We start from the raw sequence: 13496 nt of genomic DNA, 5'->3' as shown, positions 1-13496 counted from the left end.
TTTCGATAGATAATAGAAGTTAGTTTTATTACTTGGAGCATAGCGAATCAACTTCATGGAGCAAATCCCTCTGCCTTCACCAATCCACTACGAACTGTTGCTGCAATTGCTAGAAAGGCAAACATTGCACGCAGCTAATAATAATCCGGAACTGCGGCAGCAGGTTAACCAGTTGATTATTACTCTTCGCAAGGCTGCATCACAACAAAAGCATCTTGAAGAAATTTGTCAGTTTGCCGCAGTTTCAGTAGATCATCGTTGGTCACTCAATCACCCTCCGGGAAAAGTGGGTAGTCCCGATTAGTTTTTAGAGGAGAGTTAGAAATTAACAGCAAAAAAGTCTTTGGATCTAACTTTCAGAACATGGTATCGTAGTTAATCTACTTGCAAGCTGCTGTATCAGGGACTTTCACATCAAGAATCATTATGGAAGATCAACTCAAACTGATGATACCTGGTCCAACACAGGTACCGCAAACAGCACTGCAAGCACTAGCTAGACAGCCTATTAGCCATCGTTCTTCTGAATTTAGCGCTGTGATGGCGGAGGTGACAGAAAATTTACAATGGTTGCATCAAACCCAAAATGATGTATTACTCCTAGCTGGTAGCGGCACGGCAGCGATGGAAGCGGGTATAATTAACTTTCTCAGTCCAGGCGATCGCGTCATCGTTGGAACCAATGGAAAATTTGGCGATCGGTGGGCTGAACTATGTAAAATATTTGGTTTGGAGGTGGAAACTATCGCGGCAGAATGGGGGAAACCGCTGATTGCCGCAGAGTTTGCAACCAAATTAGAAGCCGATACCCAGAAACAAATTAAAGCTGTAATTATTACCCACAGCGAAACCTCGACTGGTGTAATTAATGACTTAGAAACCATCAGTCATCACATCAAAAATCATGGAAAAGCCCTAAGTATTATCGATGCTGTCACCAGCCTCGGCTCTGTAAATGTCCCCGTTGATAGCTGGGGATTAGATGTGGTGGTATCAGGTTCCCAAAAAGGCTATATGGTGCCGCCAGGTTTGGGTATTGTTGCCGTCAGTGCGAAAGCTTGGGAAGCATATAAAACAGCTAAGTTTCCGAAATATTACTTAGATTTAGAAAAATATCGCCTTGCCACCATTAATAATACTTCTCCCTTCACACCACCAGTTAACCTAATTGTGGCTTTGCAAACCACCCTGAGAATGATGCAGCAAGAGGGATTAGAAGCCATATTTGCCCGTCATCTGCGAGTGATGAAAGCTACCAGGGCAGCGATACGTAGCTTAAATTTAAGCTTATTTGCCCAAGATGATTATGCCAGTCCTGCCGTAACAGCAGTAAGCACATCTGAGTTAGAAGCAGATAAAATCCGTGAAGTGGTTAAAAAACGCTTTGATATGGAAATTGCTGGAGGACAGGATCATCTCAAAAACAAAATCTTCCGTATCGGACATTTAGGTTTTATTTGCGATCGTGATATCCTCACCTGTATCTCAGCCCTTGAAGCGGCACTTTTAGAACTTGCTTATCAAGATTTTAGTCTAGGAGCAGGTATAGCAGCCGCAATCAAAGTTTTTCAGACTCAAATCTAAAATAAACCTATGGAAGCACCAATTGAGCGTGTCAAACTCTCACAAACGGCAAAAGAACAGCTAATTAAACTCAAACGCATCACCAAAATTGAGCAATGGAATATATTATGTCGTTGGGCTTTATGTCGTTCTTTATCTGAAAAAACTCCACCTTCCCCCACTCCCATTAGATTAGATAGTAATGTGGAAATGACGTGGCGAGTATTCGGAGGTGAAATTTCCGATATGTTATTAATTGTGCTGAAGCAACGTTGCTACAACGATGGTTTGGGTACTGAGAAAGAAACCCTTGCGGAGCAATTACACTTACATTTACATCGAGGAATTGGATACTTAGCAGGTGATTCAAACATCAAGAAAGTTGAAGATTTGATCGAACTGGTCACTAAAAGTTGAAAAATATTATTACATCATAGGTGAGTAGAAAATAAACGTACTGTTACAGCAGTTTTCACATATTTGAACCACATCAACCGTAAGGGTAAAGCGCATTGCTAAACCCCTACAGCGCGGTCTATTTAACTGAAAATGGGTGTAACAGTTAACAGTTATCTGTTAACTGGGGTTGTACAGCAGATGTCTGAAAGCTTTTTTGACATAGAACGTCATCGTGCAGCTATTTCCAGGATTGATTTATCTCGTCCTGTAAAGCTAGCAATAGAATGGGAAATTCTCACTACCAATCTGACATTTTTTGACTATGGTTGTGGTTATGGTGGTGATGTAGAAAGAACTAAAAAACTAGGTTATGAAAGCGCGGGTTGGGATCCTTATTATTTTCCCCAAGTAGAACGTATTCCCGCAGATGTAGTGAACTTGGGATACGTTTTGAATGTAATTGAGGATATTGAGCAGCGAAAAGAATCACTTTGTCAAGCGTGGAAATTAACAAAAAAAGTATTAATTGTGTCCGCGCAGGTATTAGTTAGCGCACCCAGTAAAAGTTTGATTCCCTATGGAGATGGAGTCGTCACCCGCTTAAACACATTTCAAAAATATTATCAGCAGGAAGAACTCAAAGAATATATAGATACAACCTTAAATGTCCAAGCAGTTCCCGTTGCTTTGGGAGTTTACTTTGTATTTCGCAACGAAGAAGAAAGGGAGAACTATCGAGCATTAAGATATTCTTCAGTGATATATACACCCAGCGTGGTGATTACAACCAAGAGATTTGCAGACTACGAAGAGATATTGCGATCGCTTATGGCATTCTACACCCATAGGGGGCGGTTGCCAGTGAAAGGAGAGCTACCAAACCAAGGTGAAATCCTCAAAGAATTTGGTAGTTTTCGCCGTGCATTTGGAGTAATATTACAAGTTACCAAGGAAGAAGAGTGGGATGCGATCGCGTATCGCCGCTCCTTAGATATTCAAGTATACTTAGCCTTATGTCACTCCGAAGGAGAACGCAGTTATTATCAACTATCTTCAGCAATGCGTCACGACATCAAAGCATTTTTCGGTGACTTTGAAGATGCTTGCCAAGTTGCAGATGCAAAATTACTGAGTTTGGGACAACCAGGAGTAGTCAAAACTGCCTGTGAGAAAAGTAAAATTGGCAAACATACCCGTGGTGCGCTATACGTTCACACCTCTGCATTACAGGAACTAGATCCACTTCTTCGCATCTATGAAGGTTGTGCAAGTCGCTTTTTAGGCAGTATAGAAGGAGCAACCCTAATTAAATTTTATACCAATGAGCCCCGCATTTCTTACCTTTCATACCCCAACTTTGATGACGAACCTCACCCAGTCTTAGAAGCAAGCATTAACATCAATCTCAAAACCCTTTGGGTAGTTCACACTAATTATAAAGAACGGGAAAACCCCCCAATTCTTCATCGCAAAGAGACATTTGTCACAGAAAAATATCCCCGTTATCAAGAATTTGCCCAACTCACCCAACAAGAACAAAAACTCGGATTATTGAAGCAAAAAAGTGAAATAGGAACCCGCAACGGTTGGTTAAAATGTTTAGCAACCCATGGTGTAGAAATTAGAAAACACCAAGTTCACCCTACTCAAAATTTATAAACACCTATTTTTCCCAACCAATCAATAGCAAAAAACTCTCTGCGTACCTCTGCGCTTACCTACCCTGCGGGAAGCCGCAAAAGCGTCTAATGCGTACCTTTGCGTTAAAAAACATTCCCTCTATTCTTCACTCTCTGCAAAATTTACCTTCTCATACAACTCGCTAAAATCAATTTTAAACTCTATTGTTTGCAGATCTAAAACAGCAGACTTACCTTCAATTTCCGTCAAAATCCATTTTCCTTCGGCAGTCTTCACATACTGCATCACTCGATATTCATACTGATCGATTAAAATATATTCCTTTAATTCAGGAATTGAACGATAATATAAAAACTTATCTCCTTGATCATAATTTTGAGTAGATTTAGATAAAACTTCCACAATTAAGCAAGGATTCATTACAGTTGTGCTACTAGTTCCCGTATACTCAGCTTCCCCCTGGATCACCATGACATCGGGATAAGTATACTGGCGATATTTAGATATCCACAAACGCACATCACCAATGTAAATATCATAATTACTACCTTTCAAAGCAAACTTTAAAAAGGCATAAAAATTTCCAGCTATTTTGTTATGATTTGTCGTTCCACCAGTCATCGGAATAATTTTTCCATTGCGATATTCGCTTTTAAAGTCAGCCTTTTCTTCTAGTTCTAAATATTCTTCTGGCGTGTAATTAGTGTAATTAGATTTTTTTGTTTGTACTTGCATAAATATCAAACCTATTTTAGTTAAGATCCGTTTTTCAGAGGTAACTATAATAATACTAACTTGGGACTAAATTGGATAAAGCCTAAACAAATCATATATCCCTGGGAAATGAAACGACCCATAGCCTGAATCCAGAGAGTGGAATCGGGAGAAAGTTATATTTTGGTAACTTTTCCAGGAAATTTGTGTATAGAATGTGAAATTTAAACAAATCTATGTCAACATAGCTGAGATTTACGACTAACACTTAGCCAAGAAATAGAATAGCTGACTTAGGTAGCAAACTATAAAAATGATAGCGTAAATTGAAAACTTAGAGGAAACTGATACAGTGAAAGAAATTCAAGCCTTACAAAGAGCATTTAAAAGTCGCAAAATGGGGGCTTTGCTACTACTAGGATTTGCATCTGGACTACCCCTATTTTTAACCTCCCGAACCTTACAAGCATGGTTGGAAGATGCTAAAATCGATATTGCTCAAATCACATTATTTAGTTTACTTGGCTTACCATACTCCCTCAAGTTTTTGTGGTCGCCATTATTAGATCGTTTTACACCCCCACTTTTAGGACTGCGAAGAGGTTGGTTGGTAATTACACAAATCGCTTTAGTAATTGCCATTACTTCACTAGGTTTCCAACAACCATCGCAAAATGATCAAGTTCTGCAAATTTTAGCAGTTAGCTGTTTAGCAATTACATTTTTTAGCGCTACACAAGATATTGTCGGTGACGCTTACCGTACTGATATTCTCGAACCTGAAGAAGCTAAACCCGGTGCATCTGTGTGGGTTTTGGGCTATCGTCTATCTTTATTCGCAGCACTGCCTTTAGCTTTATTCCTTACCGATAGAGGTGTTGAGTGGAACATAATTTATTTCCTGATGGCAGGATTAATGGCAGTAAGTGTATTCGTAACAATTTGGGCACCTAGGGAACCTCAACTGCCTCAACCATTGTCCAAACCAGCACCACTATCAAGCACAGATGTGATTTTTCTGATATCTATCACTGGATTAGTCACAGGTGCGCTGTGGAGTTTATTTGCTAAAAAAATTGAATTACCAGTTTTCAACCTGCTTTTAGCAGCGCTACTTATCGCTTGGATTGTCACATCATTGTTAATGCCAGCAGAAGGATTAGAAAACCTTGCTAACCGTCCCCCCCAAAACCTCAAAGAAGCCATATTCTTACCTTTTAAAGAATTTTTTCTGCGTGTCGGATTCCCATTGGGTTGCGCTATCCTGGCATTTATTTTTCTTTATCGACTGGGTGATTCGCTTGTGGGGATTACTAGCACTCCATTTTTACTTCAAACTGGGTTCACAAAGACTGATCTTGCGGGAATGTTTCTGGTGGGATTAGTACCTACTACTGTTGGTGTGCTGACTGGTGGGATATTAATGACACGAATTGGGGTGAATCGCTGTCTTTGGATATTTGGACTGCTGCAACTCATTAGCAACCTAGGGTATTATGCTGTGGCACAGGCAGGAAAAGACATTTCCGTTCTATTTATTGCCGTTAACGTTGAAAACTTCTGTGCTGGACTCGTAACGGTGGTAATGGTGGCGTTTTTGATGAGCTTGTGTAATCATCGCTTTACAACCACTCAGTTTGCTTTGTTTTCCAGCTTAATGGCAATTAGCCGTGATGTTCTTTCTGCACCTGCCGGAGTCTGGGCAAAACAAACAGGTTGGTCAGGTTTCTTTTTACTTACAGTTGCCGCAGCGATTCCAGGATTATTACTCTTACCAATTGTTGCCCCTTGGAAGCAACAGATTACAACAATTCCACGACCTGGACTTAATGAAGAGGAAGTATAACTATGGGTCAAAAATTAATTATCACAACTTCTACAACTATTCTTTTGTTCACAGGTGTTTTACTGGGCTATATACTTTCGCAGTTGGTTTTGGGCAACCTGCCGTTGAACCTGGTTACATTCTTGGGAACATTTAGTTTGATTGTGATTTTTGGCACAATTTACTATGTATTATTTTGGGAATTTCGCCGCCATCAACCAGCCCCACGGAAACGTCGAATTCCTCGGCGAGAATATCGTCCAGAGGAATTTGCGGCTGGAGTTGACTTAAAAAATCGGTTGGTTGCTATGCTGGATGGGGATACTGAAGCTGCGGAAAAACTTGTAGCTAAGATTCGCCAAGAAGAACCAGGTATGGATGATAATTGGTATTGGGAGAGAGCGATCGCTGATTTTGAACAGGGCAGAAGATGAAAATTACTGAAGAGTTAAAATTTTGTTCTATTTCTAGCGTTTAATAAGGTTAGAATAAGTCAAGTAACGTTAACAAAACTTCAAATTTAAACTCGCCCAAAGCATTAGTGATAGATATATGGCTATATTTCGTCAATACATTGCCCCTTTAATAGTAGTTCTGATATTTTTTGTCGCCCTTGTTGCAGTTAGTGCGCGGATTTTCTTACCTGCTGATATGGCTGCACCTGCACCAATTACAGAATCAGTTAATATTTATCAGTTGACAGTTATCAGTTGATAGTAAAAGTTTATACCAAGTTGCTGTCAGATGTAGTAGTGTCTATCTGCCATTGCAACCGAAGGGAAGTAATCTCACGATTTTGAAATTACCACGAAAGAAGGCAACTTGGTATTATTGGTATTATGTTACGTGAGGCTAATTACCTCCGCCATACCAAGCAAAAATTATTACAATATTCATAAATAAGCCTAAGTAATACTGCGGAGCCTAGTTAACGCATTACGGATGCGATCGCGTGGTTGAGTATTGAACCGAGCATTGGGAGCTTCCATGATTTGCAATACTTTGTTAAACTGAGCGATCGCTTGTTTGCGTTGTTTGGGGGAAAGATTTCCAGTTTGCCCAGCCACAGCCGTATCTAACGCAATTTGACCCAAAATTGTCGCCGCATAACCGGATGAATTTTTCTGCTTACCCACTAATATCACCCGCAGCTTGGGGACTAAATCTAAAGCCCTCACGCCAAGCTGTCCAATTTCAATAATGGCGTTATTGCGCTTATTTTCATCCCTGGAGTCTAATTGCGCTCCATAGTAAGGCAAAAGATAGGTTGCTCCCTGTGAACCGTAGCCTTTAATCTGGGATAATGCCTCCCTTTGAATTGATGAATTTGGGTGCTGCACCAATCGCCCAACAACAGGCAAACCTTGGTTTTGTCCCAACTTCAATAATGCCCATGCAGTAGACAGTTGCATCCAAGGATTATTATCTTTGAGGGCATTTGTTAGGGCAGAAATAGCCTTGCGATCGCCAACTTTCCCCAAAGCAATTGCAGCATTTATTCTTACCAATTTATCGGGGTTATCGGGGGCAGGGGGATATTGCCTTCTGCCTGGAGTATACGGTATTGCCAGAGGAGGGAGTGAGGATAAAAACAAACCGTTTCTGTTGGTGTTTGGTGGCACATAACGTCCAGAATCTCCCAGTAGTACCACCAGGTTCGGAACTGCCGACTGTGCTGTCACTCCCAGATTACCCAACAGTTTCGCAGCTTCCAAGCGCACAATTGGTTCTGGTGCTTTTAATCCTTGGATTAATCCTGGTATTGCCTTTGTTCCTAACAACTCTAATCCTTTACCAGCAACATCACGAACTGTAACATCTTCATCTTTAAGCGCTACAAGTAACGGGATAGCAGTATTGGCATCAGCCTCCGAGCCAAAGACTTTACGGAGGAGTGATCTGGAATCTTGAAAAATTTCGGCTGCACTATTACGCAGCTTCGGGTCTGAGCTTTGTAAAGCTTCTAACCAGTAAGCTAGTAGGGGTGTGGAGGCTCCAATTTCCGAAAGCGCCCATGTAGCATTTAGCTTCACCCAAGGATCTGGGTCTTGCAAGGCTTGGATCAGGGGAGGAGTAGCTGATATTCTAGCTGGTAAACCTATTTTGCCCAGAGACGCGATCGCTGTAATCCGCAAAAGGTTTTCAGGGTTTTCGGGAGGGGTAGATGGAATACGTCGCTCTTCAGTATTTCCGGAAGCGGGAAGGCTAGCAATAACTGGGTATCCATAAGGTGAAATTAGATAGGACGACGGCACGATGGCTCTTTGCCCACTCTTCATCATCTCAATCAACGCTGGGATAGCTGGTACTGCTGCATCCGTAAGATTTCCCAACACCTCTGCCACAGCACTTTTCACTAGAGGATCAGGGTCTTCCATTGCCTGAACTAAAGCTGGCACAATATTTTCTTGAGTACCGCTCAGTTGCTCAATAATTTTTCGACGTTCTTCAACGTCGGCAGTACGCAGTTTTTCTACTAACTGAGTAACGTTTATTACTTTAGTATTCACCTGATTATCTGCGATCGCTGGTATGCCTGGAGGCAAGTTAATTTTGACCTTCTCAGCTGCTACAGGTCTATTGTCAGGAACAAAAGTTATGACTGTTAGGAGGCTCACAATAAAGTAGATTCGGGAATTCATCGGATTCTATAACTTGAAGTTTTTGTGAAATTAACTTAGATTTCGTACAGTGTCTATAGATATACACCAGTATTTTACTGATTTACGCAAGGAGGTTTATACTGAACTTAAAATTTACCTTTGGGGAACAGAAACCGTTGATTAGACTCATTGGACTAACTATGCCCAACAATCGGTGCGTTAGACATGGATCTAAGCACCCTACAAATCAAGGTTTCAATAACGGTTGAAAAAATATTTTTCTTTTCTGCTTGCTGAATTCGGAATCTGTTTAGTGGATGTGTAGCTATAAATATCTACTTGATTCACCTATATTCTGAAGAGAAAATGTTAAATCTTAAAAAATCTATTATTAGCTTTCTATTATTACCAGTTGCTAGCGTTGCTTTCTTTTCCAGTGTCGCTAATGCAGAAACTTTAAAAACCAAAAACTTTAGCATTCAAATTACCAGAAACTGTGCAGAAGGAAATGTCACCTGTAATAAAGTTACGTATTTTGGCAAAGATTTAAGAACTGGCAAATCAATTCGCCTCACTGGTAAAACAATCCACGCAGTTGGTGCAGATGGTGTGACACCAAGCCGATTCCTCGGTTACGAATTTCGCAATAATAAATATCTGTATCGGGTGACATCAGATAATAAATTGCTGGTTTTTAATGGTAAAAAGCTCATCCTTCAAGAACAAGGCACTGTCTCATATTAAAAATAGCTTGCTTTGAGCTTCATGCTTGAAAAAGCCACTTTATCAAAAATAACCAAGATCATTACCACTTTTTAGGGTAACGGGTAATAGAAAACAGGGAATCAGTTATTTCCCCATATTTTCTATTTCTTGTTCCCTTTTTTTTAGTTAGAAACGTGGATTAAATAAAATACAATAATTTCATGCGACAGATACTTGAATCTGAACCTTTGCAAATTGGAGATTCTTTGTAACAATAAACGAAGTTAACAAAAGGATGTTCAAAATGCACGTTACTTACTTGGATAGTAATTCGTGGTTAATCGAAATGGGAGGACAGCGGATTCTGCTAGATCCTTGGTTGGTGGGAGATTTGGTTTTTGGAAATGCTGCTTGGTTGTTTCGGGGATATCGTTCCCAGTCCCGTTCTATCCCCGAAAATATTGACTTGATTTTATTATCTCAAGGTTTGGAAGACCACGCGCATCCTCCCACACTCAAAGAACTTAACCATGATATCCCTGTGGTTGCATCACCGAATGCAGCTAAGGTAGTAGATAAATTAGGTTATTCCCAAATTAATTCTATTTCCCACGGTGAATCCTGCACAATTGCCAACAAAATCAAAATTACCGCTTTTCCCGGTTCCCCAATTGGTCCAACATTGATAGAAAATGGTTATCTGATTCAAGATTTAAGCAACGGTATAAGCCTCTACTATGAACCTCATGGATACCATTCCCCAACTTTAAAAGAGGTTGCCCCTATTGATGTGATCATTACCCCTATTATTGACTTACAACTGCCCCTATTAGGCTCCATAATTAAAGGTCAAAGCACGGCATTACAAGCAGTTGAATGGTTAAAGCCCCAAATAATTATGCCAACGGCGGCTGGGGGAGATATTAGTTTTGAAGGGTTATTAGTATCTATTTTGAGTTCAAAAGGTGGAATAGAAGAATTCGGCACCTTACTCAAGGAAAATAATCTGAATACAAAGGTATTTGAACCAAAACCATGGGAACGTTGTGAACTAGATTTAGCTGTATCAACTGCACGGTGATTTAGCCGAACAAAATTACCTGTCTGAGTGAAAACCCTTAATTTCTATTTAGCTTGATGTGTAAATATTGCTAAATCTCTATGCATAAATAAAGACGTTCCACCGGAACGTCTCTACTGCTGTATTATCGACCTCAATAAGATCTATATCGGGGATTTTGATTTCTGACTAATGGCTATTGAAAAACTTGTTTACATTATTTTAGGTACCCGTCCGGAAGCGATAAAATTAGCTCCGGTAATCAAAGTATTTCAAGATGCACCTGGTTTTATTTTAAGGGTGATTTTAACAGGACAGCACCGAGAAATGGTTGAGCAGGTGATGCAGTTGTTTAACCTTAAAGCTGATAGTGACTTGGAGATTATGCAACCTCAGCAATCTTTGAGTGATATTACTAATCGGAGTTTGCAAGGTTTAGAAGCATTATTTGCGAAGGAAAAACCAGATTTAGTTATTGTCCAGGGAGATACAACAACTGCATTTGCGGCAGCTTTAGCAGCTTTTTATCATCAAATTCCCATTGGACATGTGGAAGCAGGTTTAAGAACAGATAATTTATTTAATCCCTTCCCGGAAGAAGCAAACCGACGTTTAGTTTCTCAAATCACCCAATTGCATTTTGCCCCAACTAAGTTAGCGGTGGAAAATCTGCGAAATTCTGGGGTTTTGGGTGAAATCCATTTGACTGGAAACACGGTAATTGATGCTTTATTAGATGTTGCCAGTAGTCAACCCAATTGTGATATTCCTGGTTTAGAGTGGGAAAAACATCGAGTTTTATTAGCAACAGTCCACCGTCGAGAAAATTGGGGTGAACCATTACAGGGAATTGCTGAAGGATTTTTAGAAATCTTAGAAAAATTTCCCGATACAGCATTATTATTACCATTACATCGGAACCCAACGGTGAGGGAACCCCTCCAAGCAAGTTTAGGTAAACACCCGCGAGTATTTTTAACCGAACCATTAGATTATAGTGAACTAGTTGGAGCCATCATGCGATCGCATCTTCTCCTCACCGACTCTGGTGGTTTACAAGAAGAAGCACCAAGCCTAGGGAAACCAGTTTTAGTTCTGCGAGAAACTACCGAACGTCCGGAAGCTGTCACTGCTGGAACTGCAAAGTTGATAGGTACCGATAGTCATCAAATAGTTGCTAATGCTTCTGAGTTACTTGCTAATTCTGCCGCTTATGATGCGATGGCAAATGCAATTAACCCTTTTGGTGATGGTAAAGCTGCTCAACGTATTTTAGAGATAGTTACCAATTACATCAAGGTTTAAATTAGATATTTTGGTGGTGAAATTGTACACCACCGAAAATTCCCCAAGGTAAGTCTAGTGATTCAAAAAAGTTAGAATTAACAGGATGAATTGACACAAAGCAAAAGCACTGAGGAGTTACAGTGACAACCTACAACAATTTACAAAGTGAAAAGTGTGATACCAACGTAGAATTAGCACCAGAAGAAGAACTATTTCAATGGAAAAAGCAGTGGTATCCAGTTGCTGTTGTGGATTTTTTAGACTCGTCTCGTCCCCATGGAATGCAATTATTAGGAAAAGATATTGTTTTGTGGCGAGATGGTTCAGGAAAATGGTGCTGTTTTGAAGATGCTTGTCCCCATCGATTAGTACCTCTTTCGGAAGGGAGAGTTGAAGCCGATGGTACGCTTTTATGTGCTTACCATGCTTGGCGTTTTGATAGTCAGGGAAATTGCGTCAACATTCCCCAAACTAAAGATAAACAAACTGAAGCCAAACATTGTTCAAATCCCAAATCTTGTGCTGTTGTTTATCCAACCCAAGAAAAACAGGGATTGTTGTGGGTGTGGGCAGAATCTGGTTCCCAAGCTTTAGTTGAGAGTCAATTAAAAGCACCTAGAATCTTACCGGAACTTGAAAATCAGTCAGATAAGGTTATAAAACTATTTTGGAATTTCCGTGATCTTCCCTATGGATGGGATTTTTTCATGGAAAATGTTGCTGATCCTGCACATGTACCCGTTTCCCATCATGGCATCGTAGGCAACCGATACAAAGATCCAAGATACTATGACATGATTGGGTTGCGGCAAATGTCAACTCAAGAAGGGTTTTCCTATGAAGTCACACCCACTGCTGCGAATATCAAACAATCAATTGCTGATTTTCAACCGCCTTGTCACATGCGGATTGTTTCAACTTTTGAAGATGGTGGTCAAATGATTCTGGCTTTATATGCTACACCAACTCGTCCCGGATGGTGTCGGCATATTGGATGTCAGGTATTAGTGAAAAATCACGAAAATAAAACACCTCCAGGTTTAGGATTTTTCGCATTACCAATGCCAATTTGGTTAGGTCATATCTTAGCTTCGATATTTTTGCATCAAGATATGGTATTTCTACACTACCAGGAAAAAGCACTAGCCCAAAAACAAAATGATAGATGGTTAGATGCAGTTTATACACCCAATCCCCAAGATAAAATGGTGATTGCGTTTCGTAACTGGTTAGAAAAACGAGCAGGAGGTAATATTGATTGGGCATCAGAATATAATGTACAACTCCCTGCACCAGAGACAGATAAGCAGAAGCTATTTGATGTTTGGGGAACACACACCCAACACTGTAGTGTTTGTCAAGATGCTTTAAAAAATATTAATCGTTTGACAATATTATCTTTTGTAGCAGCCGTAATTTGTGGCTTTTTAGGTGTAATTATTGATGCACGCGCTGTGGCAACCCAAGTTGCTGTTGCATCTTTGGAACAAACATCCGCATCAGCGCTAATTATCCCACCGCTTGCTTTTTGGTGCTTGCTAATAGGAGCAATTTTATTTACCGCCACAGGATACCTGTTGAAAAAATTGAGTCGGCTATTTTATGTATATGAATTTGAACACGCACGTAATGATTAAATAAGCTGACCTTTTTATGTACCTTTGGTTGTGAATGCGATCGCATTAAATAACTAATGGTT

General features: G+C 40.2%; 13 protein-coding genes. 11 read left to right on the top strand and 2 right to left on the bottom strand.

Annotated features, from left to right (window positions below; genetic code table 11):
• The first annotated feature begins 55 nt into the window (after nucleotides 1–55).
• The 4 genes from CAL6303_RS09420 to CAL6303_RS09405 all read left to right on the top strand — a co-directional run bounded on the left by CAL6303_RS09420 (nucleotide 56) and on the right by CAL6303_RS09405 (nucleotide 3621).
• Entirely contained in the window at nucleotides 56–304 is a 249-nt protein-coding gene (locus CAL6303_RS09420) for a DUF5340 domain-containing protein (RefSeq protein WP_015197618.1), read from the top strand.
• A gap of 122 nt (nucleotides 305–426) precedes the next feature.
• Nucleotides 427–1584: a pyridoxal-phosphate-dependent aminotransferase family protein gene (locus CAL6303_RS09415; protein WP_015197617.1), complete on the top strand. Its 1158-nt coding sequence runs from the start codon at nucleotides 427–429 to the stop codon at nucleotides 1582–1584.
• Nucleotides 1585–1593: 9 nt separating this feature from the next.
• Nucleotides 1594–1980 carry a DNA sulfur modification protein DndE gene (gene dndE, locus CAL6303_RS09410; protein WP_015197616.1) on the top strand — a complete coding sequence of 129 codons (387 nt, stop codon included), beginning with the start codon at nucleotides 1594–1596 and terminating at the stop codon, nucleotides 1978–1980.
• 180 nt (nucleotides 1981–2160) lie between these two features.
• Nucleotides 2161–3621, top strand: coding sequence for a DNA phosphorothioation-associated putative methyltransferase (locus CAL6303_RS09405; RefSeq protein WP_041740371.1), 1461 nt, complete (start codon nucleotides 2161–2163; stop codon nucleotides 3619–3621).
• A gap of 120 nt (nucleotides 3622–3741) precedes the next feature.
• Here the strand turns inward: CAL6303_RS09405 and CAL6303_RS09400 are convergent, their stop codons facing one another.
• Nucleotides 3742–4338: a Uma2 family endonuclease gene (locus tag CAL6303_RS09400; protein WP_015197614.1), complete on the bottom strand. Its 597-nt coding sequence runs from the start codon at nucleotides 4336–4338 to the stop codon at nucleotides 3742–3744.
• Between the two features lie 331 nt (nucleotides 4339–4669).
• On the opposite strand from CAL6303_RS09400, the gene CAL6303_RS09395 reads away from it, so the two are divergent.
• From CAL6303_RS09395 to CAL6303_RS30710, 3 genes are all read left to right on the top strand, one after another.
• Nucleotides 4670–6163 carry an AmpG family muropeptide MFS transporter gene (locus CAL6303_RS09395; RefSeq protein WP_015197613.1) on the top strand — a complete coding sequence of 498 codons (1494 nt, stop codon included), beginning with the start codon at nucleotides 4670–4672 and terminating at the stop codon, nucleotides 6161–6163.
• Between the two features lie 2 nt (nucleotides 6164–6165).
• Nucleotides 6166–6576, top strand: coding sequence for a hypothetical protein (locus tag CAL6303_RS09390; RefSeq protein WP_015197612.1), 411 nt, complete (start codon nucleotides 6166–6168; stop codon nucleotides 6574–6576).
• Between the two features lie 118 nt (nucleotides 6577–6694).
• Nucleotides 6695–6856, top strand: coding sequence for a hypothetical protein (locus tag CAL6303_RS30710; RefSeq protein WP_015197611.1), 162 nt, complete (start codon nucleotides 6695–6697; stop codon nucleotides 6854–6856).
• A gap of 191 nt (nucleotides 6857–7047) precedes the next feature.
• On the opposite strand, the gene CAL6303_RS09385 is transcribed toward CAL6303_RS30710, so the two are convergent.
• Nucleotides 7048–8784, bottom strand: coding sequence for a HEAT repeat domain-containing protein (locus tag CAL6303_RS09385; RefSeq protein WP_015197610.1), 1737 nt, complete (start codon nucleotides 8782–8784; stop codon nucleotides 7048–7050).
• 327 nt (nucleotides 8785–9111) lie between these two features.
• On the opposite strand from CAL6303_RS09385, the gene CAL6303_RS09380 reads away from it, so the two are divergent.
• The 4 genes from CAL6303_RS09380 to CAL6303_RS09365 all read left to right on the top strand — a co-directional run bounded on the left by CAL6303_RS09380 (nucleotide 9112) and on the right by CAL6303_RS09365 (nucleotide 13434).
• The gene (locus tag CAL6303_RS09380) at nucleotides 9112–9489 is read left to right on the top strand and encodes a hypothetical protein (RefSeq protein WP_015197609.1); all 378 of its coding nucleotides are present in this window, start codon (nucleotides 9112–9114) and stop codon (nucleotides 9487–9489) included.
• 265 nt (nucleotides 9490–9754) lie between these two features.
• On the top strand, nucleotides 9755–10531 hold the full coding sequence (locus CAL6303_RS09375) for an MBL fold metallo-hydrolase (RefSeq protein WP_015197608.1): 777 nt from the start codon (nucleotides 9755–9757) through the stop codon (nucleotides 10529–10531).
• 171 nt (nucleotides 10532–10702) lie between these two features.
• Nucleotides 10703–11815, top strand: coding sequence for a non-hydrolyzing UDP-N-acetylglucosamine 2-epimerase (gene wecB / locus CAL6303_RS09370; RefSeq protein ID WP_015197607.1), 1113 nt, complete (start codon nucleotides 10703–10705; stop codon nucleotides 11813–11815).
• Between the two features lie 122 nt (nucleotides 11816–11937).
• Complete coding sequence (locus CAL6303_RS09365) at nucleotides 11938–13434, top strand: Rieske 2Fe-2S domain-containing protein (RefSeq protein ID WP_015197606.1); 1497 nt, start codon at nucleotides 11938–11940, stop codon at nucleotides 13432–13434.
• Nucleotides 13435–13496 lie beyond the last annotated feature (62 nt).

Origin of the sequence: Calothrix sp. PCC 6303 (genome assembly GCF_000317435.1) — a bacterium.
In the GTDB taxonomy this organism is placed as follows: Bacteria; Cyanobacteriota; Cyanobacteriia; order Cyanobacteriales; family Nostocaceae; genus PCC-6303.
This window is presented reverse-complemented; position numbering and strand designations above follow the sequence as displayed.

Excerpts from the sequence above, each read along its gene's own strand:
- CAL6303_RS09420 (WP_015197618.1), top strand. The coding sequence starts at position 56 with ATGGAGCAAATCCCTCTGCCTTCACCAATCCACTACGAACTGTTGCTG.
- CAL6303_RS09415 (WP_015197617.1), top strand. The coding sequence starts at position 427 with ATGGAAGATCAACTCAAACTGATGATACCTGGTCCAACACAGGTACCG.
- dndE (WP_015197616.1), top strand. The coding sequence starts at position 1,594 with ATGGAAGCACCAATTGAGCGTGTCAAACTCTCACAAACGGCAAAAGAA.
- CAL6303_RS09405 (WP_041740371.1), top strand. The coding sequence starts at position 2,161 with ATGTCTGAAAGCTTTTTTGACATAGAACGTCATCGTGCAGCTATTTCC.
- CAL6303_RS09400 (WP_015197614.1), bottom strand. The coding sequence starts at position 4,338 with ATGCAAGTACAAACAAAAAAATCTAATTACACTAATTACACGCCAGAA.
- CAL6303_RS09390 (WP_015197612.1), top strand. The coding sequence starts at position 6,166 with ATGGGTCAAAAATTAATTATCACAACTTCTACAACTATTCTTTTGTTC.
- CAL6303_RS30710 (WP_015197611.1), top strand. The coding sequence starts at position 6,695 with ATGGCTATATTTCGTCAATACATTGCCCCTTTAATAGTAGTTCTGATA.
- CAL6303_RS09385 (WP_015197610.1), bottom strand. The coding sequence starts at position 8,784 with ATGAATTCCCGAATCTACTTTATTGTGAGCCTCCTAACAGTCATAACT.
- CAL6303_RS09380 (WP_015197609.1), top strand. The coding sequence starts at position 9,112 with ATGTTAAATCTTAAAAAATCTATTATTAGCTTTCTATTATTACCAGTT.
- CAL6303_RS09375 (WP_015197608.1), top strand. The coding sequence starts at position 9,755 with ATGCACGTTACTTACTTGGATAGTAATTCGTGGTTAATCGAAATGGGA.
- wecB (WP_015197607.1), top strand. The coding sequence starts at position 10,703 with ATGGCTATTGAAAAACTTGTTTACATTATTTTAGGTACCCGTCCGGAA.